Source organism: Sphingobacterium sp. CZ-2, from assembly GCF_004526235.1.
Classification (GTDB): Bacteria; Bacteroidota; Bacteroidia; order Sphingobacteriales; family Sphingobacteriaceae; genus Sphingobacterium; species Sphingobacterium tenebrionis.
In genome coordinates this window covers 827,647-852,623 of record NZ_CP038159.1, presented here as the reverse complement: position 1 = coordinate 852,623, position 24,977 = coordinate 827,647, and the positions used below count along the sequence as shown (strand labels likewise).

General features: G+C 38.3%; 23 protein-coding genes. 14 read left to right on the top strand and 9 right to left on the bottom strand.

Going from position 1 to position 24,977, the window contains the following annotated elements; genetic code table 11:
* Window positions 1-48 precede the first annotated feature (48 nt).
* From E3D81_RS03820 to E3D81_RS03810, 3 genes are all read left to right on the top strand, one after another.
* Window positions 49-963 carry a DUF5106 domain-containing protein gene (locus E3D81_RS03820; RefSeq protein ID WP_167554223.1) on the top strand — a complete coding sequence of 305 codons (915 nt, stop codon included), beginning with the start codon at window positions 49-51 and terminating at the stop codon, window positions 961-963.
* Between the two features lie 172 nt (window positions 964-1,135).
* The gene (locus tag E3D81_RS03815; protein WP_134776469.1) at window positions 1,136-1,549 is read left to right on the top strand and encodes a hypothetical protein; all 414 of its coding nucleotides are present in this window, start codon (window positions 1,136-1,138) and stop codon (window positions 1,547-1,549) included.
* Between the two features lie 60 nt (window positions 1,550-1,609).
* Entirely contained in the window at window positions 1,610-2,818 is a 1,209-nt protein-coding gene (locus E3D81_RS03810) for an MFS transporter (RefSeq protein ID WP_134776468.1), read from the top strand.
* Here the strand turns inward: E3D81_RS03810 and E3D81_RS03805 are convergent.
* Both E3D81_RS03805 and E3D81_RS03800 read right to left on the bottom strand, forming a co-directional pair.
* Window positions 2,815-3,414 carry a class I SAM-dependent DNA methyltransferase gene (locus tag E3D81_RS03805; protein ID WP_134776467.1) on the bottom strand — a complete coding sequence of 200 codons (600 nt, stop codon included), beginning with the start codon at window positions 3,412-3,414 and terminating at the stop codon, window positions 2,815-2,817. The genes E3D81_RS03810 and E3D81_RS03805 overlap by 4 nt on opposite strands.
* Before the next feature lie 10 nt (window positions 3,415-3,424).
* The gene (locus tag E3D81_RS03800) at window positions 3,425-3,985 is read right to left on the bottom strand and encodes a DUF4230 domain-containing protein (protein ID WP_134776466.1); all 561 of its coding nucleotides are present in this window, start codon (window positions 3,983-3,985) and stop codon (window positions 3,425-3,427) included.
* A 130-nt stretch (window positions 3,986-4,115) separates the two neighbouring features.
* Here E3D81_RS03800 and E3D81_RS03795 point away from each other — a divergent pair, with 130 nt between their 5' ends.
* Window positions 4,116-5,582 carry a TPM domain-containing protein gene (locus E3D81_RS03795; protein WP_134776465.1) on the top strand — a complete coding sequence of 489 codons (1,467 nt, stop codon included), beginning with the start codon at window positions 4,116-4,118 and terminating at the stop codon, window positions 5,580-5,582.
* On the opposite strand, the gene E3D81_RS03790 is transcribed toward E3D81_RS03795, so the two are convergent.
* Window positions 5,583-8,438 (bottom strand): triple tyrosine motif-containing protein, encoded by a 2,856-nt coding sequence (locus tag E3D81_RS03790; RefSeq protein ID WP_134776464.1) that lies wholly within the window; start codon window positions 8,436-8,438, stop codon window positions 5,583-5,585.
* 106 nt (window positions 8,439-8,544) lie between these two features.
* Between E3D81_RS03790 and ispE the strand changes: the two genes are divergently transcribed.
* From ispE to E3D81_RS03775, 3 genes are all read left to right on the top strand, one after another.
* Complete coding sequence (gene ispE / locus E3D81_RS03785) at window positions 8,545-9,351, top strand: 4-(cytidine 5'-diphospho)-2-C-methyl-D-erythritol kinase (protein WP_134776463.1); 807 nt, start codon at window positions 8,545-8,547, stop codon at window positions 9,349-9,351.
* 112 nt (window positions 9,352-9,463) lie between these two features.
* Complete coding sequence (gene gdhA, locus E3D81_RS03780) at window positions 9,464-10,798, top strand: NADP-specific glutamate dehydrogenase (RefSeq protein ID WP_134776462.1); 1,335 nt, start codon at window positions 9,464-9,466, stop codon at window positions 10,796-10,798.
* Window positions 10,799-10,866: 68 nt separating this feature from the next.
* The gene (locus E3D81_RS03775) at window positions 10,867-11,112 is read left to right on the top strand and encodes a hypothetical protein (protein WP_134778376.1); all 246 of its coding nucleotides are present in this window, start codon (window positions 10,867-10,869) and stop codon (window positions 11,110-11,112) included.
* Between the two features lie 186 nt (window positions 11,113-11,298).
* Here the strand turns inward: E3D81_RS03775 and E3D81_RS03770 are convergent, their stop codons facing one another.
* Together E3D81_RS03770 and E3D81_RS03765 are read right to left on the bottom strand one after the other, a co-directional pair.
* Window positions 11,299-11,982: an SIR2 family NAD-dependent protein deacylase gene (locus tag E3D81_RS03770; protein ID WP_134776461.1), complete on the bottom strand. Its 684-nt coding sequence runs from the start codon at window positions 11,980-11,982 to the stop codon at window positions 11,299-11,301.
* Between the two features lie 63 nt (window positions 11,983-12,045).
* A complete protein-coding gene (locus E3D81_RS03765; RefSeq protein WP_099366277.1) occupies window positions 12,046-12,339 on the bottom strand; it encodes a DUF2892 domain-containing protein in 294 nt (97 codons plus the stop codon).
* A 120-nt stretch (window positions 12,340-12,459) separates the two neighbouring features.
* On the opposite strand from E3D81_RS03765, the gene E3D81_RS03760 reads away from it, so the two are divergent.
* From E3D81_RS03760 to E3D81_RS03740, 5 genes are all read left to right on the top strand, one after another.
* Complete coding sequence (locus tag E3D81_RS03760) at window positions 12,460-13,302, top strand: ATP cone domain-containing protein (protein WP_134776460.1); 843 nt, start codon at window positions 12,460-12,462, stop codon at window positions 13,300-13,302.
* The gene (locus E3D81_RS03755; protein ID WP_134776459.1) at window positions 13,295-14,047 is read left to right on the top strand and encodes a TIGR00730 family Rossman fold protein; all 753 of its coding nucleotides are present in this window, start codon (window positions 13,295-13,297) and stop codon (window positions 14,045-14,047) included. The genes E3D81_RS03760 and E3D81_RS03755 overlap by 8 nt, the downstream gene beginning before the upstream one ends.
* 104 nt (window positions 14,048-14,151) lie before the next feature.
* The gene (locus E3D81_RS03750) at window positions 14,152-15,054 is read left to right on the top strand and encodes a sugar phosphate isomerase/epimerase family protein (protein WP_134776458.1); all 903 of its coding nucleotides are present in this window, start codon (window positions 14,152-14,154) and stop codon (window positions 15,052-15,054) included.
* Between the two features lie 243 nt (window positions 15,055-15,297).
* The gene (locus tag E3D81_RS03745) at window positions 15,298-16,443 is read left to right on the top strand and encodes a hypothetical protein (protein WP_134776457.1); all 1,146 of its coding nucleotides are present in this window, start codon (window positions 15,298-15,300) and stop codon (window positions 16,441-16,443) included.
* A 1-nt stretch (window position 16,444) separates the two neighbouring features.
* Window positions 16,445-19,255, top strand: a complete 2,811-nt coding sequence (locus tag E3D81_RS03740; RefSeq protein ID WP_134776456.1) for a hypothetical protein — start codon at window positions 16,445-16,447, stop codon at window positions 19,253-19,255.
* A gap of 283 nt (window positions 19,256-19,538) precedes the next feature.
* On the opposite strand, the gene E3D81_RS03735 is transcribed toward E3D81_RS03740, so the two are convergent.
* Together E3D81_RS03735 and E3D81_RS03730 are read right to left on the bottom strand one after the other, a co-directional pair.
* A complete protein-coding gene (locus E3D81_RS03735; protein ID WP_167554222.1) occupies window positions 19,539-20,897 on the bottom strand; it encodes a M56 family metallopeptidase in 1,359 nt (452 codons plus the stop codon).
* 71 nt (window positions 20,898-20,968) lie between these two features.
* Window positions 20,969-21,340 carry a BlaI/MecI/CopY family transcriptional regulator gene (locus tag E3D81_RS03730; RefSeq protein WP_134776452.1) on the bottom strand — a complete coding sequence of 124 codons (372 nt, stop codon included), beginning with the start codon at window positions 21,338-21,340 and terminating at the stop codon, window positions 20,969-20,971.
* Between the two features lie 220 nt (window positions 21,341-21,560).
* On the opposite strand from E3D81_RS03730, the gene E3D81_RS03725 reads away from it, so the two are divergent.
* The gene (locus E3D81_RS03725; RefSeq protein WP_167554221.1) at window positions 21,561-22,157 is read left to right on the top strand and encodes a M60 family peptidase N-terminal accessory domain-containing protein; all 597 of its coding nucleotides are present in this window, start codon (window positions 21,561-21,563) and stop codon (window positions 22,155-22,157) included.
* Here E3D81_RS03725 and E3D81_RS03720 read toward each other — a convergent pair.
* On the bottom strand, window positions 22,147-22,689 hold the full coding sequence (locus tag E3D81_RS03720; RefSeq protein ID WP_134776453.1) for a hypothetical protein: 543 nt from the start codon (window positions 22,687-22,689) through the stop codon (window positions 22,147-22,149). The two genes, E3D81_RS03725 and E3D81_RS03720, sit on opposite strands and share 11 nt — an antisense overlap.
* Before the next feature lie 71 nt (window positions 22,690-22,760).
* Window positions 22,761-23,132: a BlaI/MecI/CopY family transcriptional regulator gene (locus E3D81_RS03715; protein WP_134776452.1), complete on the bottom strand. Its 372-nt coding sequence runs from the start codon at window positions 23,130-23,132 to the stop codon at window positions 22,761-22,763.
* 220 nt (window positions 23,133-23,352) lie between these two features.
* Between E3D81_RS03715 and E3D81_RS03710 the strand changes: the two genes are divergently transcribed.
* Entirely contained in the window at window positions 23,353-24,957 is a 1,605-nt protein-coding gene (locus tag E3D81_RS03710; RefSeq protein ID WP_134776451.1) for a M60 family metallopeptidase, read from the top strand.
* Window positions 24,958-24,977: the final 20 nt, after the last annotated feature.

The window sequence follows — 24,977 nt, the reverse complement described above, 5'->3', positions numbered from 1 at the left end:
CTTTTGAAATATATGGTGATAATCCATACCTTACAAAAAAATGAACACATGAAATATTTAGGTATCCTTTTCGGCTTAATGGTCATTGTATCTTGTCAACAAAATAAAAAAACATCAACTCCTACGGAAACAACAACGGCGAAGGTCTATAGTCCACCACAAGCGCCTACTGTTTTAACCAGCCCTGAAGATCAAAATACCTATGTATTTGACCATTATTGGGATAATTATAATTTTCAGGACACCTTATTATCCTTGAATCCGGAATACAGTGAGCAAGCAATTGTGAATTATATCAATATGATGAAATTCGTAGATGAAAAGAAGTTTAATGATGGGCTGGAGGATCTTTTCAACCAAGCGAAAATAGAACCCAAAACCTTTCAATACCTAACAACTACCATGGATCGTTACTTGGGTGATCCAAATTCACCATTAAGGAACGATATCCTTTATGAAGGTTTTATACTTAACCTGCTAAAAACAGATAAATTAACGGAAGCTCTAACGATAAAGTACAAAACCTTACTTCCGATGGTGCAGAAAAATAAACCGGGAACTAAGGCAGCTGATTTTAAGTTCTTGAAAGATGATGCAACGTTTTCTAGTCTCTATGAAGAAAAAGCAGATTGGATCTTTCTCTTTTTCTATGAACCGGGTTGTAGTTCCTGCGCAGATGCCATTGAGGCATTAAAAGATTATCAGCCATTCAATGCGCTGATTGACTCTGGAAAATTAAAGGTACTAGCGATTTATCCCGATGGAAACCGTGACCTTTGGGATGATTATAAAGCGGAAATTCCTGAGAATTGGATCAACGGCTTAGATGAGGAGCAATATATTGTGAACAAAGGCATCTATCAGATCAAAGCAACCCCCACGATTTACCTGCTCGATCAACATAAAAATGTTCTTTTAAAGGATGCAAATTTAGATGAGGTCGCCAAGTATCTCAAGATTTAACTCATAAAACATTCCTATGAGGTATAAAGCCCATTGCTTGGTATAGACGAAAACTTACAATTTTATGGATAATGTATTTATTTGAATGAAAGCAGGTATTTTGCTTTTAGATTAGGGATAATTTCTAATCATAATTAAGGATATTTGTGTCAATTTTTAAAACACACTAACCATGAATAGATTTTTTTTGACAATGCTTGCATTGTTTTGCTCCAGCATTTTTTTTATTGGCTGTAATTCCGGACAAAAGGACGAAGTAACCAAAGACCCAAGGTATGCGGATATTGCAAACAATATCTTTTTCACCAAACAGCCGACCTATTACTATCATTACAAACAACAGCGACCGGATGGTAAAGAAGGATATTTCTTATCCTCCCAACCACAGATGCCATCTGCCGAACTCATTAAGGAGATTCCGGTAAGAGCACATGTGCATATCTCGAAGGTATTTGAAATCCCACAAGAGGATGGTTCCGTGCAGGTCATGGTTGAAGGAAAAGTTTTTCCGGATACGCAAAGTAGCGGAGAAGAATACAAAGCCCTCTATGAAGATATTAAACCTTCGCTTGAATTAGAGAAGTAAACTTATTAGATTTGACAGCCGGATGAATTTAACATCCGGCTGTTAATTTTCGTATATATCATGCAGAAGGCTTCCTTTGTTTATAATCCTCAAAAAACTACCTATCCCATATTATTTGCAATCTGTATTGCACATTTACTGAATGACCTGATCCAGGCTATCATACCAGCATCCTATCCGATGCTAAAAGAAAATTTCCATTTGAATTATGCCCAGATTGGTGTTATTACCCTCTGCTTCCAATTGGCTTCTTCCTTACTACAGCCCGTTATAGGCGCTTATACGGATAAACATCCAAAACCTTATTCACAGATCGTTGGGATGATGTTCAGTTTTGTAGGGGTGATCTCTCTGGCCTATTCCAATAATTATGGTTCCATCTTGTTTTCCGTGATCATGGTGGGTATCGGGTCATCTATCTTCCATCCTGAATCTTCCAGGGTGGCCTTTATGTCCTCCGGAGGAAAAAGAAGTCTTGCCCAATCTATTTTCCAGATCGGTGGTAATACCGGGACAGCCTTAGGACCATTGCTATTGGCCTGGTTTGTCATCCCCAATGGACAACGGTATATTATTTGGTTTGTCGCTGTAATTGTTCTTGCCCAGGTGGTGTTGACCTATATTGCAAAATGGTACCAGAAAGTCTTGTTGGCACAAAAAGGAAATGGCAAGAAACTGCTCAAAATCCCAGATCTGTCTTCCCAACGCATTGCTTGGTCAATTGGTATATTATTGCTATTGATTTTTTCCAAATACATCTATATCGCCAGCATTACGAGTTACCTGCAATTCTACCTGATGCAGAAGTTCGGGATATCTGAAGTTGGAGCGCAGTTATACCTGTTCTATTTCTTGATTGCCATTGCTTTAGGAACTTTGATTGGCGGATCCTTGGGCGATATTTTAGGTAGGAAATATATTATTTGGCTTTCTGTGCTAGGTTGTGCACCTTTCACATTGTTATTACCTTACGCCAATCCCTTCTGGACGGCCATTCTGGTTTCGGTTATTGGATTTATTATGGCTTCTGCCTTTCCTTCCATTTTGGTTTATGCACAAGAACTGCTGCCGAAGAAAATCGGCATGGTATCGGGTTTATTCTATGGTTTTGCCTTTGGAATGGGTGGGATAGGAGCCGCATTCCTGGGTTGGTGGGCCGATCATACCTCATTAGATAATATCTATCATGTATGTTCATTCCTGCCTTTGATTGGTATTATTGCTTACTTCTTGCCAAACATGAAAAAGATCGGATTTAAGACAGTTTAGATTCTTTGGCAGACCCAAACGGAAGCATTACCAACAGTTGGGTCTTCCAACGCTTTCTTAAGGACAATAAACTCGTTTGCTTTTAATAGATGCTCATAATCCGTTGGGGATAAGGAGGCATGGTATACATCTTCCTGGTTTAACCTACTCCAAGCTTCACCCTCATCCGGGCCGGAGGTAAAAACCAACATACCACCGGGGTTCAAGTATTGTTTGAATATAGGGAACATCGATTGCTGATCTGCAGCAGGCAGATGAAAAAAGCTATGCCAAGCTATGATGGCGTCGAATTTTTCCGGTAGATCCAAATTCCTCATATCCTGAAGGATAAAAGCTTGTTCGGGGAAATTCTGGGCTGCAATCTTAAGGATCTCCCTACTGGCATCAACCGCAACGACTGATCTTCCCAAAGATAGTAGATAGGCTAAGATGGGCTTTCCAGTTCCGCAACCTAAATCCAGTATCTTTCCATCTTGGGGGATTTTTTCCAGGACAAAATCCAGATAAGCCTTCTCCATGAGGTCTTGCCCACGGTTCTGATGGAACCAACCGGCTATTTTGTCATAGATCTTGTAGACATCTTTACTTTCCTTCATGATTTCGATTTTAATCGAATGTAAGGGTTACTTTTTTGAATTCCAAAGCTTCGATCAAAGGCTGGAACACCGACATGGCATTTTTTTGAGTCTGTGAAAGGATATCAGATGCCTTAACCTGTTTGTGGATTTCCTCTTCTGCATATTTATAGGCTTCATCTACCAGGTCTGCTTCCCTAAAAAACGCCATTTTGGTATCATATACCTTCGAATCTTTATGGTCGATTTTGACGTAACATATTTCAGGTTTTGGAAGATGGATGGTAACAGAATCACCAGTAACCTGAATGTCCGTTGAATCGAGTTTAGTGAGGTCAATACAACCTACTGCATCTGCTTTGATGATCAATAGTACACTCGCATCAGGAAGATAGGCACTGATGCTTTTATGTTCAACCACGTCGCTATATCTATATTTTACCAACTCGAGTTTGCCCATGGCTTCGATTCTTTCCAATAGCACCTGATGATTGCTTTCGGTTTTCGTGCTTGGCTTTATACGGTCCCATACAAACCAGGTGACCCCGATGATGATGGCCAGTGTTAAAAGTACTTTTAAAATTTTTCCCATAATATATATTGCTCAAATAATAGACCATAATAGGGATAAAATGTCAAGTTCTTGTAAGGGTATTTTTTAAATGATTATATTCGAATGATAATTCTCCCCAAGTACATGGGGGTATGATTTAAATCCAATTATGCTTTTGAAAGGTATTTTTCACACTATTCTAAAACTTTGGCTGGTTCTATTCTTTTGTATCCCAGCTTTACATGCGCAGATCCCCAATCCTAAAAGTAAAGGACAAGATTATTATGTTTCCAATCCCGATGGTATTTTGGATTGGTATTCCGTGCAGGAACTTGATAGTATATGTAAAAGCATAGAACAGGAAACAGGGGCGGAGTTTGCCATTGTGCTGGTCAATGATTACGATGGTGAAGATGATTTTGAATTTGCTTTATCTTTATTCAATAAATGGGGGATTGGGAAAAAAGAGTCCAACAATGGATTGTTGCTCTTTATCGCAAAGGATAGGCGGGAATATCGTTTTATTTCTGGCTATGGAATGGAACGGCTCTTTCCGGATGCCTATTTAAAGCGGGTGGGCGAATTATACCTTGTACCTAATTTTCAACAGGGGTATTACAGCGCTGGTGTTTTTCAAGCGGTGCGTTTTATTGAACATGTGCTTAAATCACCAGATTCCGTAAAAGAGCTGAAGGAGATGATGCCCGAAGCACAGCCTTTCTTCAGTTGGGATAATGCTATTTTTAAAAATAGCTTATTGGTGATCCTCTTTTTTATTGCATTATACATCTATACCCATCTAGTCATTAAATCGCTATTAAAAAAAGCGAACAAAGTCTCGTTTGTAAAGCCAATATTTTATGGGCTTGGATGTGGTGTATTATTGATGTTTGTATCAGTTTTCCCACTGATCATTTTATATGAGGATCTCAGCCCCTTGTATAATAAGAACAATACCCCTTATATATTATTTGCATTGGGAGGGGTTATTTTGGCCATGCGGATTACTACTGGTAGGGAAAGTATCGTTAAGGGTGGCAAGGATGAGGAAGAAAAACAAATTGCACTCAAGAAGTTTAGGAATTACCTTCTGGTACCTATGTTGCTTTCACCATTGGCGCTATTCGATTTGATTTGGCTTTCAAATCGGATGTTCAAAAACAGAGGTCGTTTTCTTCCACCGAACAATGATCCGGAATGGACGCGCTTGAATCGAAATAAGGACGCCAAAAAGATCAAGACGATCCTTGATGATGGCCAACGTGCCGAAGAGCAGAAAGGATCCCGGAAATATGAAATCTGGCAGCATAGTAAGACCGGGAAGTATGAATTGGTCCCTTGGGAAGTAAGTAAAAAATTTGATGTCTGTCCGGCATGTGGGTATCATACCTTATTGAAAAACCAGACCAAAACGGTAGTTGCTGCGAATTATTCCAGTGCAGGTTCTGGAGAGAAATTCGATAAATGTCAGTTTTGTAATTATAAAAAGCATATTGAATTCTACACCATTGCCAAGAAGACCCGCTCCAGCAGCAGTAGTTCTTCTGGAGGATCTTCTGGCGGTGGTTCCTCATCCAGCAGTGGAAGTTTTGGTGGTGGTTCTTCCGGTGGTGGGGGTGCCGGCGGGCGATGGTAATTACAGTTCCAATAAAAATTCGGTAAGATTTTTATTCGTTGGCAATTCCAGTTTTTTCCGCAATCGGTACCTACGGATCTCCACACCTCTGGTACTGATATTCAATAAGGAGGCAATCTCCTTACTCGACATGTTCAGCCTTAGGTAGGCACAGAGTTTAAGATCATTGGGCACCAAGCTCGGATAATCAGCTTTCAGTTTTTTGAAGAAATTCTCATGGGCTTCATTGAAGCTTTTTTCAAAAAGATCCCAGTCCCGATCATCACTATGTGCTTCATCAATCAGTTTATTTACCTTTCGTAATTGCTCGTTACTCAACTTGTTACCATTAGAATCATTCAGGTTGGTCAGTTCATGATGCAGGTTGTTGAGCATTTCATTTTTATAGACAATATTCATGGCCGAATTGGCCAATTCCCTGTTTTTGATGGCAAGTTCCTGTTCGAGTTGTTCGTTCTTTATGGCCATCAATTTCTTTTCGTTCTCTTCGGCTTCTCGGGCCAAACGTTTTTCTTGATCTGCTAACATGTTTTCCTTCAGCTTACGTTGGTCTTCCTTTAGCCGCTTTTCATAAGCTTTCTTGCTCCAAAAGAACAGAAAGATAGCCGCTAATACGTATAGCAGGATCATTGGCCAACTCAGGTACCAAGGAGCCTTGATTCGAAAGTTAATCGATGTGATATCAGATTGTATCCCGTTTGCTGATATCGCTCGAACCTTAAAGGTATAATTTCCAAAGGGCAGATTCGTGAAATCCCTATAAGCTACCACATCCCAGTTGGACCAATCATCGGTATAACCTTCCAAGACATATTGGTATCGAATGGGCGATGAGGAATACCAAGGCGACGCGAATGAAATCCTTAAATTGTTTTCGGCATTGGGAATGCTTAAGTCGTCATATAAAGGTTTCTGGTCCTTGGTGATGTTCCAGATATTGGTGATAATGGGTTTGGGAATCTGTTGCTTTACGGGGAATTTGTTGAAGTAAAGTGCAAAACCATTATCTAAACCAAACAGGGATAGTTCGCTGTTAACCTGTAATATATGTTCGTAATTATTCATCATTCTCCCTTTTAACGAATTCCAGGAGGAAGAGTCAATTCGGATTTGTTCATCGGCGGGAAATTCCACCCGGGCAATATGAGATTTTTTGATTAGCCAGTATTGGTTGTTGCTGATCGGAATGACCTTGTTGGCATTGTAAAAAGAACCCAGCTGTCCGTTGAGTTCCGCATAGGCTTTAAATTCATTCAATACATGGTCAAAACGGTAGAAGCCTGAGTCGGTAGCAAATACAGCGTTATTGGCCAAGTTATATATTCCATGGATCCGGGCATTCTTCGGCAGTCCTTTATCCATGGTTTTCCATTCTTTTACGGATTGGTATCCGGGATTGAATTTTACCTGTTGAACTTGCTGTTGGTTACTTATCCAAAAAGTTTCCGCTTGCTCTTGGTAAATGTCGCGCGTTAGGTCGTTCCTGCCTTCCAACTGTTTGACAAATGACACGGTTGGATCTGTGGTCATCAATCCGATTCCAGTGTAATTTCCTTGCAGCCAATAATTACTATTGGCAACAGGTAGAAATTTCCAAGCTCCGGTTACAGAAGAGATTTTTTTAAGCACTTGGTCCTCTAAGATAAAAGTGCCATTATTATGGCCTATAACCAGTTTTCCCGCAATATTCGCCAATTGCCATACTTGGCCTTGGGAATTGGGGATGAGTTGAAATTTCAATGAATTATAAGAGGAAACCCCTTTCCAATCACTTACGAACAAACCTTGGTTGGTGCCCAGGTAGATCTTATTATTGAACAGGATCGAACTGTATACTGTACCGATATTGCCTGTAAAGTCTGAATAATAATATAAGGGTGAATTGATATCAATGCGGTCGATCCCATTATCTAAGCCCACCCAAAGATTGGATTGTTTATCCACGGCTAAACTTAATACGGTATTGTTCTGTAATCCATTGTTCTTGCTGATATGCTGAACGATTTCACCCGATTTATTCACGATATACACCCCATTCTGTATGGTTCCAAAGGCGTACTGATCTGCAAAAAGTTTAACCCCATTATTGATCTGATATCTTTTGAGGGCATCATCAGCCGCCGTTGGAAAAGGTTTGATGGAGCCTGTGGGGCTCATTAAGAACAAACCATGATTGGCGGTTGCGATTAAGGTTTGATGATCATGGAAGGGGAGCATGCTTAAAATATTCATGCCCTGGAGCTTGGCTGCGTCTGGAATCCTTTCTAGACGATTATTGCTCAAGCGGTGTAAACCCGAAGGTATCTGTTCAAAATACAGGTTGTAACCAACCTGATGGCCGAATAGGAAAGGCTCGCCCTGTGCTCTTAGCAAATCAATGCTCCCTTTTTGATAGCGGTAACTTTTTGAAAAGCTGTGGAAGAATACCTGGTCTTCTTGGATGAGGATCCGCCAGATATCATCATTGCGTAAGGTTTCTTTATCTTTGATTGAGTCCGACAAGCTGGTGTAGTTCATTTTCCCATAGCTTCCTCTGGTCCAATAGCCAAATTCACCCGACCCACCAACAAAAACTCTTCCTTCTTTATCGATATTGACGCTGCGTAGGCTGGCGTGGTTCTTCATAGGGAAAAGCTTCCATTCCTGTCCATCAAATACCAATAAACCTTCCGTATTGGCTGCATATACAAATCCGTCATGACTGATGGCAAGTCCCCAATTTTGGTTTCCAGCAGCATACATCGATTTGGTATATTGCTGCACAAAAGGGGTTCCGACCCTAGGGATGTTCTGCCCTAGGATGCTGACACTAATGAATAATAGGAAAAAGCCAATAAAGCCAGATTTTATAGACATAAGGTTCAAACTTATCCAAAGATAATAAATCCATTTAATCCTTAAAAAATAGCATATTTGTAGGAAGAGAGTGCGTTTATTATATCATCCACATTAAAAATCAACTATGCTCAAATTCGCAAATGCTAAAATCAATATAGGCTTGCATATTACAGAAAAGCGTTCCGACGGATACCATAACCTGGAAACTGTGTTTTATCCAGTGAAGATTTATGATGCTGTCGAAATCACACCTAGCCAGGAAGTAGCCTTGCAGATTTGGAATTCAGATTTAATAGCTGATGATAATAACTTGTGTTTAAGGGCATATAGGTTGTTAAGTTCCATATATGATTTACCTCCAGTAACCATTCATTTGCTGAAAAATATTCCGATTGGTGCTGGCTTAGGGGGAGGTTCTTCCGATGCAACAGCTGTATTACTGTTATTGAACGAACAATTTTCCTTAAATATTTCTACAGAAGAATTGAAGCAATTAGCTGCAAAACTTGGTGCCGATTGTCCATTCTTTGTAGAGAATAAAGCGATGTATGCTGTAGGTATAGGAACAGATCTCGAAGAGATTGCTCTTGATCTATCTTCCTATCAGATCGTACTGGTCAAGCCGGATATCCATATCTCTACGGCAGAAGCATATAGTCAGGTCCTTCCGAAACCATCCGAACTGGATTTACGGCAAGCGATAAATCTTCCCATTCAGGAATGGAAATATACCATTAAGAATGATTTTGAATTTTCTCTTTTCGAAAAATATCCGCTGATAGGTGATATCAAGAATAAGATGTATGAATTGGGGGCTATTTATGCATCCATGAGCGGATCTGGATCTTCTGTCTACGGTATTTTTGATACCACCGATGGATTGGAAGATTTAAAGCATTACGGTCAACTGTTTTTGCCTACTAATTTATAATCCTTTCCAGTTATTTAGGGCTTTTAATTGTATTGATAAAATGCGTAAATAATTAGCGTTTTTTCAATATTTTCATTAGTATTGTGGTGAAAAAATAAATAATTAACAATAAATGTCCCTAAATCTTAAGAATTTCATCAAACAAGTTGATTTGCGAAACCCAAATGAACCTGAATTTTTACAGGCTGTCACGGAGGTTGTCGAAGATCTTATTCCCTATGTAAATGAGCATCGTCCTGATCTTATTGACCTTAAAATTTTAGAACGGATGGTTGAACCTGAACGAATTGTTTCTTTTCGGGTGGCTTGGACAGATGATCAGAATCAGATCCAGGTAAATCGAGGTTATCGTGTTCAAATGAATTCGGCCATCGGACCTTACAAGGGAGGTTTGCGATTTGCCCCAGATGTAAATCTGAGCATTCTTAAGTTTTTGGCATTTGAGCAGGTGTTCAAGAACAGCCTGACCAGTTTGCCTATTGGTGGTGGAAAGGGAGGTTCTGATTTTGATCCCAAAGGAAAGTCAGATATGGAAATCATGCGTTTTTGCCAAAGCTTCATGACCGAATTACAAAGACATATTGGGTCGGAAACCGATGTTCCTGCGGGGGATATTGGTGTTGGAGGACGTGAAATAGGCTATCTGTTCGGGCAATATAAGCGCTTGCAGAACAATTTTTCAGGTGTATTGACCGGAAAAGGTACTGCTTGGGGTGGTTCGTACATCCGTCCAGAGGCTACTGGTTATGGTCTGCTTTATTTTGTTCAATGTATTTTGGATTACAATAACGAAAAGATAGAAGGAAAGACTGTCTGTATTTCCGGAGCAGGGAATGTAGCCTTTTACGCTGCTGAAAAAGCTATTCAAATGGGCGCAAAAGTACTCACCTTGTCCAATAGTCAAGGAGCGATTTATGATAAGGAAGGCTTTAGTCTGGATAAATTGAATTATCTAGGAACCTTAGGGCGAGATCTGGCCAAATACACGAAGAAATATCCTTCTGCAAGTTATCATGCCAAGGAAAATCCATGGCAGTTTGCATGCGATATTGCCCTTCCATGTGCCACCCAGAACGAGATCAATGAGGCAGATGCCAAAAGATTGGTGAAAAATGGATGTAAGATTGTGGCTGAAGGGGCAAATATGCCATCCTCAGCAGAAGCCATTAAAGTATATCTGCAAGCTAAGATCCATTTTGGTCCTGGAAAAGCGGCCAACGCTGGAGGTGTCGCTGTTTCCGGCTTAGAAATGTCCCAGAATGCGATCGGACAGCAATGGGCACGGGAAAAAGTGGACCACCGCCTGAAATTGATCATGGAAAATATACATAAAACCTGTGTGCGCTATGGTAAAGAGCCAAACGGCTATATCAATTACCTCAAAGGAGCTAATATTGGTGGGTTCATAAAAGTAGCCGAAGCCATGAAAGCGCAAGGGGTCGTTTAAGCAATTTAAATTTTATATTTTTGAAATTCCAAGTCCAATTCAGGCTTGGAATTTTTTTAGTGATCTATATGCGTGTATTAGCAGAATTACCTCATCCGGAATGTAAGATTAGCATCTTCGGCATGAATCAGAAGTTTATCATCAAGTTTGAGCAAGGTACTTTAGAGCAATCCTATAAATTGGCTGAAGTGGATGTAGTAGGTGGTATAAATGGAGTTTTTGAAATGTTGGATGAACACTTTATTCAACAGGTGCTTTCTATCTTTACCCAGATGAGAGGGGCAATAATCGAAACCTATAATAAATATCAATAATAGGTTTATATAAATTTTATAAATGCTTGAAAAACAATAGGTATTTAATAAATAAACCCCAAAACAAAATTATATTTTGTTTTGGGGTTTTCTTTTTGTTGTCATAAAAATAGGAAAGTAAATTATTAATTTATGTAATATATCTAAAATGTTGAATTATAGTTGTTTTTATGTGGTAAAAAAATTTTATTTGGCTATTAAATCTGCCAAATATCTAACACCTTTGGAGGCTTTTTCGGAAATCTTGATCACGTTGGGTGGAACCCGATATTCTTCCGCATTAGGGTCAATCAGAATGAGTTTACATAAGGGGGAAGTTTCATATAATAGGTTTGCTGCAGGGTAAACCTGAAGGGATGTGCCGATCACTACAAATACATCAGCCTGGGAGGCAAGCTTGGATGCCGGGATCATATTCGGGACAGCTTCCCCAAACCAAACCACATGTGGTCTTAATGGAGAACCTAACTCACACACACTTCCAGAAATTATTTCATCGCCTTTGATTTCATATACCAAATTGGGATTGATGGAGGATTGGGACTTTCGGATTTCACCATGGAGATGAAGTACCTTGCTGCTACCGGCTCGTTCATGTAGGTCGTCGATATTCTGAGTGATGATGTGTACATCAAAATCCTGCTCCAACTCAGCCAATTTTAAATGTGCTTCGTTTGGAGTGGCTTCTATACAGTTCTTCCGACGCTTGTTATAAAAATCCTGCATCAATGCTGGGTTTCTTTGCCAAGCCTCCGGAGTGGCCACATCTTCTACGCGATGACCCTCCCATAGTCCATCTGTTCCACGAAAAGTAGGTAATCCACTCTCTACGGAGATCCCAGCTCCGGTAAATACGACAACTTTTTTCATTTTCAAAGATAAAAAAATCCGATTCCTACGGATAGGAATCGGATCTTCTTATGGGCTATTTTGTTATTTTACAAAATACCTGTGTTCAACTACTGTAGCTTCTGCTTTTTTGCTGTCAAATGTATCTTTAACAGCACAATAACCAGTTACTCCTCGGTAGATCAATGCTCCACCCAGAGTGATTCCAGATACGGATGTTAACGGGCTTTTCAAAACGGATTTGATACCCATCGCTAAAATGAATCCACCTGCAACAACAGATAATACGCGTTCCGATTTGCCGATATTTCCATCTGTACAAGAATCGTCCATGGTAGATTTTAACTTGTCGAATGCTAAATTTAATATTCCGCTCATAATTGTCTCTATTAATCGTTATGTTATAAACGTTTTGGCGAGGCTTTTGTTTTGAGAGAAATTAGAATTTTCAGGATAACCTGCAAAATTTGTACTTTCACATTTAAAATAAATTTATCTATGCTAGTAAAGAAGTATTCTGGCGAATTGGTGCCTTTTGATGAATCTGCTTTAAGAAAATCACTGACACGTTCCGGCGCTACTGATCAGGAGGTGGATCAGGTTTATAAAGATATCAAGGATTGTCTTTATGATGGAATCAGCACAAGAGAGCTTTATGATGCGGCATTTAAAGCCTTAAAAGCTAAGAAAAGTTCCTACGCTGCGCGTTATAGCCTGAAGAAAGCCTTACGTGAATTAGGACCAGAGGGTTTCTATTTTGAAAAGTGGGTGGCCAGGATGTTTCAAGAAGACGGGTATCAAGCTGTAACCGGACAAACCGTTCAAGGCCATGCCGTATCACATGAAATTGATGTGGTGGCTCTCCATGGGGAAACTTTACTGGCAATTGAATGTAAATTCAGAAACGATGCTGACGCGAAGATTTCGGTCACTACGCCTATGTATTTCAAGTCTAGGGTAGAGGATGTATCGGGTATTCCGTATAGTTTCTTCGGCCAGAAAAAGGAATTTACGGATGGGTGGTTGGTGACCAATGCCTACCTAACCACCGATTCCATTGCCTTCGGCGAATATTATAAAATGAACCTGCTTTCATGGGATTATCCGCGCGGAAGTTCCATCAAAGCTCGGGTGGATAATAATGGGGAGTATCCGGTAACTTGTTTAACGACCTTGACCCAACAGGACAAGTCCATGTTATTGAAAAATCAATGTATTCTGGTAAAGGACTTGATACGAGATGCTGCCGTATTGGATCGGATTCAGATTCCCCAACCTAAAAAGCAGCAGATTTTACAGGAAGCCCAAGAATTGTTAGCTAGCCCTTTGGAACATGAGTAATAAATTTGTTAGAGAAGAGATCAGCTTTTTTAAAGGAGCTAGAAATAGGTTAATCGAGCTGAAGTATGTTTTTGGCGTTTTCTTTCAGTTTATGAAAGGATTTAGGACGCTACATTTTGTAGGACCTTGTGTTACGGTGTTTGGATCTGCCCGCTTTGGCGAAGATCATCGGTATTATAAGCAGGCAAGAGCAGTATCGGCTGAATTGGCCAATATCGGATTTACGATCATGACCGGAGGAGGACCTGGGATAATGGAGGCTGCAAATCGAGGTGCTAAGGATGTAGGTGGTCCTTCAGTAGGCTGTAATATCGTACTTCCCCACGAGCAGATGCATAATCCCTATATGGATAAGTTCGTGAATATCGATTACTTTTTTGTTCGCAAAGAACTTTTAAGGAAATATTCCTTTGCATTTGTGATCATGCCGGGAGGTTTTGGAACATTGGATGAATTCTTTGAAACCTTGACCTTGATTCAAACCAAAAAGATTTCCCAATTTCCAATTGTTATTATGGGGCTTGATTATCACCGATTTATCAAAGAACATGTGGAGCTGATGATTCAGGAGAAGACCATTAGTCCGGAAGATCAGGATCTGTTATTGTTTACGGATGATGTGCAGGAGGCTGTGGAACATATCCGGAAATATGCCGATACCAATAAGATAATCAAACTGAAAGAGCCAAAACCAAGCTGGATATTGGGTGAGCCCAAAATCAGAAAGGAAAAAAAGGCGGTTTAATATAAAATACCTATTGTTTTGCAATAGGTATTCTTTTTTGTATTTTCCCGTTGAATTATGAAAATGACACTTTTTTAAGATTCCTGAACCCAATTTAATTAATCATGTTAAGAAAAGATTTCATTAAAAGCTTATCCATTCTTGCGGGGGCTAGCCTTGCATCGCCTGTATTTTCAAAGACCGAATCGTATTTGTTTGCTAAAAAGATAAAAAAGGGATTGGGATTTAGTATGATCCAAGAGAACCTGAGTTTGGTGGATAAATTGAAGTTGGTAAAGGATTTGGGCTTTGATGGGGTAGAGTTTAATGGACCTATAGATTTTACTGTTGATGAGTTGTTGGATGCAAAGGAAAAATCGGGGATAGAAATTCCGAGTTTGGTGAATCGGGATCATTGGTCGAAGCCGCTTTCGGATCCTGATGCTTCTGTAAGGAAATTTACGATTGATTCGGTGGTAAAGACTGTTAAGGAAACAAAGGCATTGGGTGGAGATACTGTTCTGGTGGTGCCTGGAGTGGTTAATGATAAAGTTTCTTATGAGACTGCCTGGAAGAATTCCATTGATTCTATCAAGAGGATATTACCACAGGTGGAACAATTTGGGGTGAAGATTGGGATTGAGAATGTGTGGAATAACTTTATTTTAAGTCCTATAGAGGCTAAAATGTATCTGAAGGAAATCAATCATCCTTTAGTGGGATGGTATTTTGATTTAGGAAATATTCTTAGGTACGGCTGGCCGGAGCATTGGCTGGAAAGCTTGGATTCGCATATCGTGAAATTGCATGTGAAGGAGTTTAGTAAGGATATCATGAATAATCAAGGCTTAGGAAAGGGATTTGGGGTGGAATTAGGGAAGGGGGATGTGAACTGGAAGAGGGTAATGGAAACGATTCGGAAGAGTAATTATAAGGGAGAGTGGATGACGTTGGAAGTAGGTCACGGGGATCGGAATCATTTGAGAAAATTATCCCAGCAGTTTGATGAGATTTTAAAACTTGGGTAATGTTTACGTCATTGCGAGGAGGTACGACGAAGCAATCTTTCTTTCCATGTCATCCTGAGTTTCCATGTCATCCTGAGCGTAGTCGAAGGATCTGCACGGGTACCAAATGTAGATGCTTCGACTTCGCTCAGCATGACATGCAGGGAAGATTGCTTCGTTCCTCGCAATGACGTAGGATTAACACCAATTAACAACACCAATTATCAATACCAAATATAAATACCAATTATCAACACCTTATTTATGAGAAAAATCCTATTATTATTCCTATTCCTTTCAACCTTTCTTTCTGCTTATTCCCAGCGTTTGATTTATTCTTCCGATTATCCTGTAGAAAAAATCCGTATTATCCTGGAACAATTGCGCGGGGGCACAGTATCTGAAAACTTAACTGATCTTGAATATATCCCTTTAGGAGGTGGTAAAAACGACATTATTGATTACATATCAAATATCATTACTACCTCTACTAATATAGGCATCATCAACAACAGTAATCAAAATCTATTCATATACGATCTGAAAGGGAATTTAATAAAACGTATTTCAGAAATCGAAGGATTTAAACCAAAAAATAAAGTCTTATTCTATTACATCCAACAGGAAAAAGGAAAAATTGTTGCATATGGCGATAAATTAAAGGTTGTTTTTAACGAAAAAGGAGAAATCCTGGAAAAGGACTTAGATTATAAATACAAGGGGACAAAGTCTTTTATTTCCTTACAGGACACCAAATTTTATTATGGTTCTCCTGCTTCTGGAAAAAAAGATTCCTTGCCGGAATATGCTCTAAAAATGAATGATAGTATATTGGTTCGTTATGACCCAAGAGATACCATAGGATTTATGTTTGGAACTGAAACAATCATTAAAACCTCCGAAGAAATTGGTTTTGCCGTATTCCCAAATACCTATCGAATTGCCCAGCTCAATCCTACGGGAGTAAGTAAAATTATCCAATTAGTATTCCCATTTAAAAATACGGTGGATACCAGTAATTATGATTTGTATAAATCCGTACAATCATATATGAAATATATTGAAAATAATAGGGATAAAATAGTAAGCATTGCGGCAGCAAAACGCTATAAACAATATCTTTTATTTCAAGTAATTGGTTCAAACCAGACTCGTATTGCCCTAAATTTATCGAACAATGAAATAATTAGCCTCAATAAAATACTTCCCGATAAATCCAACGATTATCTGGAATTTTTAGGCTATAATTTATTGACAACGGATGGAGAATACATTTATACCATTATATTTCCAAATGATATAGCCCGTGCAAAGGAGAAGTCTAAAATTGAAGGGCATAGTATGCGAAAGGAATATCTCCAATTAGAAAAGTCCCTAAACCCAATCCTTGTCCGTTTTAAGCTTAAATAACATGCGCCAAAAAATTATACTATTCCTCATGTTCATCATGGGCATGATTGGTACTATCCATGCCCAAACAAAAATTCAAGGTACTCTTATTGATTCCACCTACAATAGGGTGTTGGAAGCAGCTACGGTTTCCATTTATGAAAACGGCAAGAAATCGGTAGATCAAGTTTCCCTTACTGACCGGTATGGGAAATTCCTAATCGAAAAACCTACGGTTGGAAAACCCATGTATATTGAGTTCAGTCTTCAGGGTTATAAAAAAGTAAAGATCGATTATCAATTGGCCACCAATGAAAGCAAGGATTTTGGCAAAATCAATATGATCCAAGTAGAGAATGAGATTGAAGTGGTGGATCTGATTCCTCCTGTTCGCATGAATGGGGATACCATCGAATTCAATGCTGATGCTTTCCAATTGGATTCCAATGCGGTTGTTGAAGATCTGTTACAAAAATTGCCTGGGATGGTTGTCTGGGGCGATGGTGAAGTGACGTATAATGGTAGAACGGTTCCCACTATTCTAGTGAATGGCAAGCCTTTCTTTGGATCGGATATGGCTATTGCGCTTCAGAATATTGATAAAAAAGCGGTGGATAAGCTTCAGGTATATGATAAGCGAACCTTTGAAGAAAAACAGAAAGAGCCTGAAAATAAACAGATGGAAATGAATGTGGTGCTGAAAAGGGGGAAGGAGAACATGATGTTTGGTAGTATTGGTGCTGGATATGGTACAGACGATAGGTATCAAGGAAATATGAACCTGAATAAAAGCTTTGGCAAATCACAGGCAACAGTTGCGTATTCTGTCAATAATATCAATAAAAACCTGAGCAGTGTGGACCAACTCTTGAGGAATACAACATTCAAAGGGATAGGGGTAAATGCGGATTTTGAATCCGATTTTCAGCGACAGGGGATCCTGAATCAGCATGTGATTGGCGCTCGTTATCAATACGACCTTAGTGGTAACAACCAAACCAATAATCAACACAATTTTCAGGGAAATGTAAATGCGAGATGGGAAAAGAATTTGCAGGAAAACGAATCGCAAACCATTCTATTGACCTCGGAAAGTACAGACCATAATAGCCGCTCATCCAAATCCAATGCGGAATATGATTCTAGACATCAGACTGGAAATTTTAAATATTCCCGGAGAAAAAATTCAAGCAATGGTGAAGAACGTAGCTTTAATTACAGTGCAGATATCAATTTGAGAAATAGCCACTCAGAAAGTATTTCAAGTAACCTGTACCTATATGATTATTTGGAAAACCAATCTTCCAATAGCCTTGAAAACTCAAATACCTCATTAAATTCAGCTATGGATTTCAATTTACGGTATAATTTAAATCAGAAATGGAAAGTAAAGGATGGGGATGGGAAAAGTTTGAATAAAACGTTTGATTTAATTGGTTTTGATTTTGGATTATGGGGATCAGTAGGTTCCTCAAATGGAGAAAACTTTATGCTTGGTAATTATGAGAACTTTACTGATCCTGAATTGAACAAAGAAAGTAATAGGAGTTATAATAGTTCAAATGATTCTAAAGATATATCTGCAGATATGAATTTATCATATGATAAATTTGGTTTGAAACAGCGGTTAAATTATAAAAAATCAGATTTTGACCAAGTTGTAAATGAACTGTTTGCGGGAGATATGATTGAGAATGGTTCATTGACACATGTTTCTTCATCAAATCAGTTAGAATATGAACCAACTTTAACCTATAATACCAGTTTACAGAGTAAATACCTAAATGGTAGGTATAGTAAAAGCATCAGTCTTAACCTGTCTATGGGGGCAAGATTTTTTAGGGATGATCAGACCTCTACATTGGATTATCGGAATTTACTTCAAAATTTCACCACATTTAAGCCTAATATTTCCCTAAACCAAAGCTTTAGCCGTATGGGTAAATATTACCTCAGCAATGCTTTAAGTTATAATTATAATGAAGAGTATCCTTCTTTGGATAGGCTGAGGCCGATATATGATGATATCAATCCAGGAATACGGTATTATGGTTCAAGATATCTATTAAAAGCTACTGGTGTTCATGCTTTTAGTTTGAATGGAAATTATAATGAAATGAAGCAATATTCTGCTAGGTTTAATTATAATGTTAATTATAGAATTTATAAGGATGGTCTTACGGATAGTTTGGTTTTTGAAGGACCCGAACAACAGGTATATACGAGTCAGGTTCCTCAATCTCAACATCTCGTGTCTTATTATCTTAGTTTTGATAAACCATTTTTGTTAAAGAAAGATCATACCTTAACCCTTAATGTTTCCAATAATGGAAGTTGGGGTAATAAATATCAATATGTGGATGACTTTATGCAGGAAATGATCAATAGAAACCTTTCTTTTCAAATGAATATGAATTATACATTCTTGAATAAGCTGCAGGTGGCGATGAAGAATAATTTTGGAATTTATTCGAGAACAGATAAAAAAGCGGAGAACAGTAATAATGATTATACGTCAAAGAATTGGACTTTGGGTCTTGCTACGGCATATATGTTGACGAAAAGATGGACAATTAATACTAGTTTGGATAACAGGACCAACTTTTCAAAGTTTCAGGATAATAAGGCTTTGATCTGGAATGCGAATATGACGTATAGAATGTTGAAAGGTAATAATTTAGAAGTGAAGGTAGCAGCGCTGGATTTATTGAAGCAGAATAAAGGCTTTTATTTTTATGATAGTGTAACGGAGTTTACTTCAGGAACGAGGAATATTCTAACGCAGTATTATATGGTTTCTTTGAGCTATATGCCAAGGAAGTTTGGGAAGTAATTTTAGTGTTTTTTCGTCATTGCGAGGAGGTTTGCGTCATTGCGAGGAGGTTTGCGTCATTGCGAGGAGGTACGACGAAGCAATCTTTCTTTCCATGTCCTCCTGAGCGTAGTCGAAGGATCTGCACGTGTACCAAATGTAGATACTTCGACTTCGCTCAGCATGACATGCAGGGAAGATTGCTTCGTTCCTCGCAATGACGCTGAAAGATTGCTTCGTTCCTCGCAATGACGTCAACCTGCAATGACGTATGGCCTCGCAATGACGTAAAACCTCTCAAAAGTTAATTACTATCAAATAACCTATTCCCAAAAACCTTATTATAATAAGACAAGGTATAAACATCGATCTGATGTGTATAAATCCTTCCTTCCTTGGCCTTTCCGTGCAATTTACTCACTGAATAATACACAATATCATCATTCGAAAAATTATCCAAATCCTTATTACTTGATTTTTTACCATCAATCCAAACTCCATAAACCGAGGGGTTTTTCCAGGCAGAAAACGTATTCATATCTGGTGATTTCTTTGTTGGTTTTGTTTCCAATGTAATAAATACACCAGGACTCAAAAACATATTACCTTCCCCAGATCTCGCAGCTCTCTGTTCCTTCGTCATTTTGGAAGCAATATACGCCATCCGTTTTTGATCAATGGAGCTAAAATCCACATTATTCCTATTTTTACCAACAGACAATTCTCTAATCACTTTATCATACTCCTCCAACATGGCTTTACTTGCACCTTTTTGTGGCACAGTATCCGTAGCCTGAAATGCCTTATTCGCAGAAACCACATCTTCCATTTCAGAAATTGTTTCCATTGGAAGACTTCCAGCAGTCTTGTTACTGAACAATAGGGCAGACCCTGCCAGCAACAAGCCAGAGAAAACAAGCATACCTGCTTTGTTCCTCCATTTTTCTTTTTTGTTCATCATGTTTAATCGGGTTTTTAATTGTTTAAAATTTAATTGACTACTCAGAATTGGATTTTTCTCTTGATATTCCAGTCCGATCAAGAGGTATTGATAGGCTTTTAATGAATTGCTTTTATTTAATACCGCTTCATCCGCTAAATATTCATGATTTAATTGTATTGAATTTTTGATCAACCAATTAAAAGGATTCCAATAAGCAAAGATCAAGATGATTTCAGCCAATAACACATCTAAACTATGAACCTGTCTGACATGCGCTAATTCATGATCTAAGACCATTTTCGAAATATCCTTTCCATAATCTTTCTTAGAAACAAATACATACTTGAAAAAGCTGAAAGGATCGTTTTTCCCGTTTAATACAATCAAGGTAAAATTTGATTGCGGAATTCCTTTATTTCTTCTAATCAATCTGTATAATTGAAGGAGGTTTTTGAGAAACCTGATCAATAACAAAACCGATATACCTATCCCAAGGATGACAAGCACAAAAACCCAATCAATCTTTTCCTGCTCAACTAAGTTCGGTTCGGTAAGAATGGAAGGTCCAACTGACCCTTGGTTAATAACAGTCTGCTGTATATTTGGAATCTGATGAAGCAATTCCGGTGCATCCATCACGGAAAAACTTAGGAAAGGAATTACAAAGGGAAATAGGATACAGGCGATGAGGTATATTCTCTTCGCTACATGATAATTCATGTTTTCAAACCATAGTTTATATGGGAAATACAAACAGGCAGAGCAAAGCAGATAATTTATAATATAAGCCATCATGATTTTTTCTTTTCTATTTCCGAATCGATCATTCGTTTCAGTTCTTGCAACTGTTCTTCATTCAGATCACTTGATTTGGTAAAAAAGGAGGCAAATTGCAAAGGAGAATTTCCGAAAAAATCCTTGATCATACTGTTTACCTGTTTCCCAAAATACGCTTCCTTGTCGATCAAGGGATAGTACTGCCGAGAATTTCCCAACATCTTATAACCTACAAATCCTTTCTCCTGCATCCTTTTCAATAAGGTCAATACCGTAGAATTGGACGGAAGAGGAGGTTCGAACTGATCCATAATTTCTTTCATAAAGGCTTTTTCTAGGTTCCAGATGATTTCCATTACTTGTTCTTCGGATTTTGAAAGGCTCATGTCTACAATTGTTTATGTTACTCTACAAATGTAGATATTAAAATTAGAATTCCAAACTTTTTATCAAATTTTAATGGCATAGCCAAATCACATAAATATTACAATCTAAGCAATCGATTGATTAGCATAATATGCCCTTAGCATCCCTTTCAACCCCTTAAAAACGGGTTTTTATCGAAATCTAATACTTATATTAGGTTCAAACATTATGAATTTTATTATGAATAAAACCTTTTTGACCTTAGCCATTTCCTGTTTGTTGACCGGTTCTGCTTTGGGACAAAGCGCCCAAGATTTTAAGGACGCCTATGAGAACCTATCTATTTTCCAGGATGCCATGGCGACCAAACTTAAGCCAGGCATCAAGAAAAAACAGATTGAACAATTAAAGGATCCAGCTTTAAAACAACTGGCATTGGACTTATTGAATGGTAAAAACGATAACCAATATAAATTGGCAAGTTATAAGGCCTATTTATCCCCAAATGTTCTGGGAAATATGTTGAGCATTGGCGATGGATATAGTAAATATGAGAATGTTACGGGTGTTTATCTTCCAAAAGGTAAACATATCATCATCGTAGATGGAATTGAGGAAGGTAAAGATGTGAAGTTATTGGTTCCCAATTGGATGCGAAAAGCTCCCAATCCGGAAGAACCTACCAAAGATCCGAAAGGATGGGGAATCGAGAAGAAGGAATTTGAGTTGAAAAATGGTGTCAATATCATCGAATTAAAGGATTTTGGAAGTTTGGCCTACATCAGTTATTTCTCCTATGAACCTGAAAAAGAAAAACCGATTACAGTCAATTTTTGATCAACCAATTAAAAGGATTCCAATAAGCAAAGATCAAGATGATTTCAGCCAATAACACATCTAAACTATGAACCTGTCTGACATGCGCTAATTCATGATCTAAGACCATTTTCGAAATATCCTTTCCATAATCTTTCTTAGAAACAAATACATACTTGAAAAAGCTGAAAGGATCGTTTTTCCCGTTTAATACAATCAAGGTAAAATTTGATTGCGGAATTCCTTTATTTCTTCTAATCAATCTGTATAATTGAAGGAGGTTTTTGAGAAACCTGATCAATAACAAAACCGATATACCTATCCCAAGGATGACAAGCACAAAAACCCAATCAATCTTTTCCTGCTCAACTAAGTTCGGTTCGGTAAGAATGGAAGGTCCAACTGACCCTTGGTTAATAACAGTCTGCTGTATATTTGGAATCTGATGAAGCAATTCCGGTGCATCCATCACGGAAAAACTTAGGAAAGGAATTACAAAGGGAAATAGGATACAGGCGATGAGGTATATTCTCTTCGCTACATGATAATTCATGTTTTCAAACCATAGTTTATATGGGAAATACAAACAGGCAGAGCAAAGCAGATAATTTATAATATAAGCCATCATGATTTTTTCTTTTCTATTTCCGAATCGATCATTCGTTTCAGTTCTTGCAACTGTTCTTCATTCAGATCACTTGATTTGGTAAAAAAGGAGGCAAATTGCAAAGGAGAATTTCCGAAAAAATCCTTGATCATACTGTTTACCTGTTTCCCAAAATACGCTTCCTTGTCGATCAAGGGATAGTACTGCCGAGAATTTCCCAACATCTTATAACCTACAAATCCTTTCTCCTGCATCCTTTTCAATAAGGTCAATACCGTAGAATTGGACGGAAGAGGAGGTTCGAACTGATCCATAATTTCTTTCATAAAGGCTTTTTCTAGGTTCCAGATGATTTCCATTACTTGTTCTTCGGATTTTGAAAGGCTCATGTCTACAATTGTTTATGTTACTCTACAAATGTAGATATTAAAATTAGAATTCCAAACTTTTTATCAAATTTTAATGGCATAGCCAAATCACATAAATATTACAATCTAAGCAATCGATTGATTAGCATAATATGCCCTTAGCATCCCTTTCAACCCCTTAAAAACGGGTTTTTATCGAAATCTAATACTTATATTAGGTTCAAACATTATGAATTTTATTATGAATAAAACCTTTTTGACCTTAGCCATTTCCTGTTTGTTGACCGGTTCTGCTTTGGGACAAAGCGCCCAAGATTTTAAGGACGCCTATGAGAACCTATCTATTTTCCAGGATGCCATGGCGACCAAACTTAAGCCAGGCATCAAGAAAAAACAGATTGAACAATTAAAGGATCCAGCTTTAAAACAACTGGCATTGGACTTATTGAATGGTAAAAACGATAACCAATATAAATTGGCAAGTTATAAGGCCTATTTATCCCCAAATGTTCTGGGAAATATGTTGAGCATTGGCGATGGATATAGTAAATATGAGAATGTTACGGGTGTTTATCTTCCAAAAGGTAAACATATCATCATCGTAGATGGAATTGAGGAAGGTAAAGATGTGAAGTTATTGGTTCCCAATTGGATGCGAAAAGCTCCCAATCCGGAAGAACCTACCAAAGATCCGAAAGGATGGGGAATCGAGAAGAAGGAATTTGAGTTGAAAAATGGTGTCAATATCATCGAATTAAAGGATTTTGGAAGTTTGGCCTACATCAGTTATTTCTCCTATGAACCTGAAAAAGAAAAACCGATTACAGTCAATTTCCTTACTGGACAGGTAAACGGATATTTTGATATCAATAAACATAAGGATGCAGATTGGGACCGCATGTTATCCCAAGCGGTATTTCCTATTCTGGATGCCAAAGGAAAGCATATTCAGATTGCTTATCCGGTGGAATCCCTTAAAAAATATGCGGCAGGTAAAGGGGTAGAGCTGATCAGTAATTATGATTCCCTGGTATATCGCCAACACCGGATCATGGGACTGATCAAACACAACCGAGTGCCGGAAAATAAAATCCTGGCTCGGGTAAACTATAACTATTACATGTTCCGTGATGGGGATGGGGTAGCTTATATGGGTGATAAGAAGGGATATGCCATGGGGATGGTGGTAAATCCGGCATCGGTGATCAAAGGGGATCCATGTTGGGGATTCAGCCATGAAGTAGGGCATGTGCACCAAACCAGACCCATGTTCAATTGGGGAGGTTTGGGTGAAGTGAGTAATAACCTATTTTCCTTATATGTGATGCGTTCCTTCGGAAATAAATCCCGGATATTGGGACAGAACAATTTCAATTTGGCAAAGACCAATATCATCGATAAAAAGATTTCCTTCCTGCAGGATCCTGATGTATTTAATAGATTGGTTCCATTCTGGCAATTGCAGTTGTATTTTGAAGGGGCTGGTAATAATCCTGACTTTTATCCTGATCTTTTTGAGGCTTTCCGTAATCAGAATAAAAACAATACCCCGAACAGGCAGCGAATCCAGGCAAATTGGGGCAGGGCAGGAGCTCCAATGGAACGTAATCCAGCTGTACATCAACTGAATTTCGTGAAAACAGCCTGTGAAGTTTCCAAAACTGACCTGACCGAATTCTTTGATAAATATGGCTTCTTTTATGTAGGTACTATGGAATATGATGATTATGGAAAATATAATTATAATATGACGCAAGAAATGGTTGATGAATGCAAGAAAGCCATTAAGGCGATGAACTATAAAAAACCTAGTTTAGATATCAGTACGTTAAGCGATAAATTTTAAAATATAAGAATAGCTTGTTT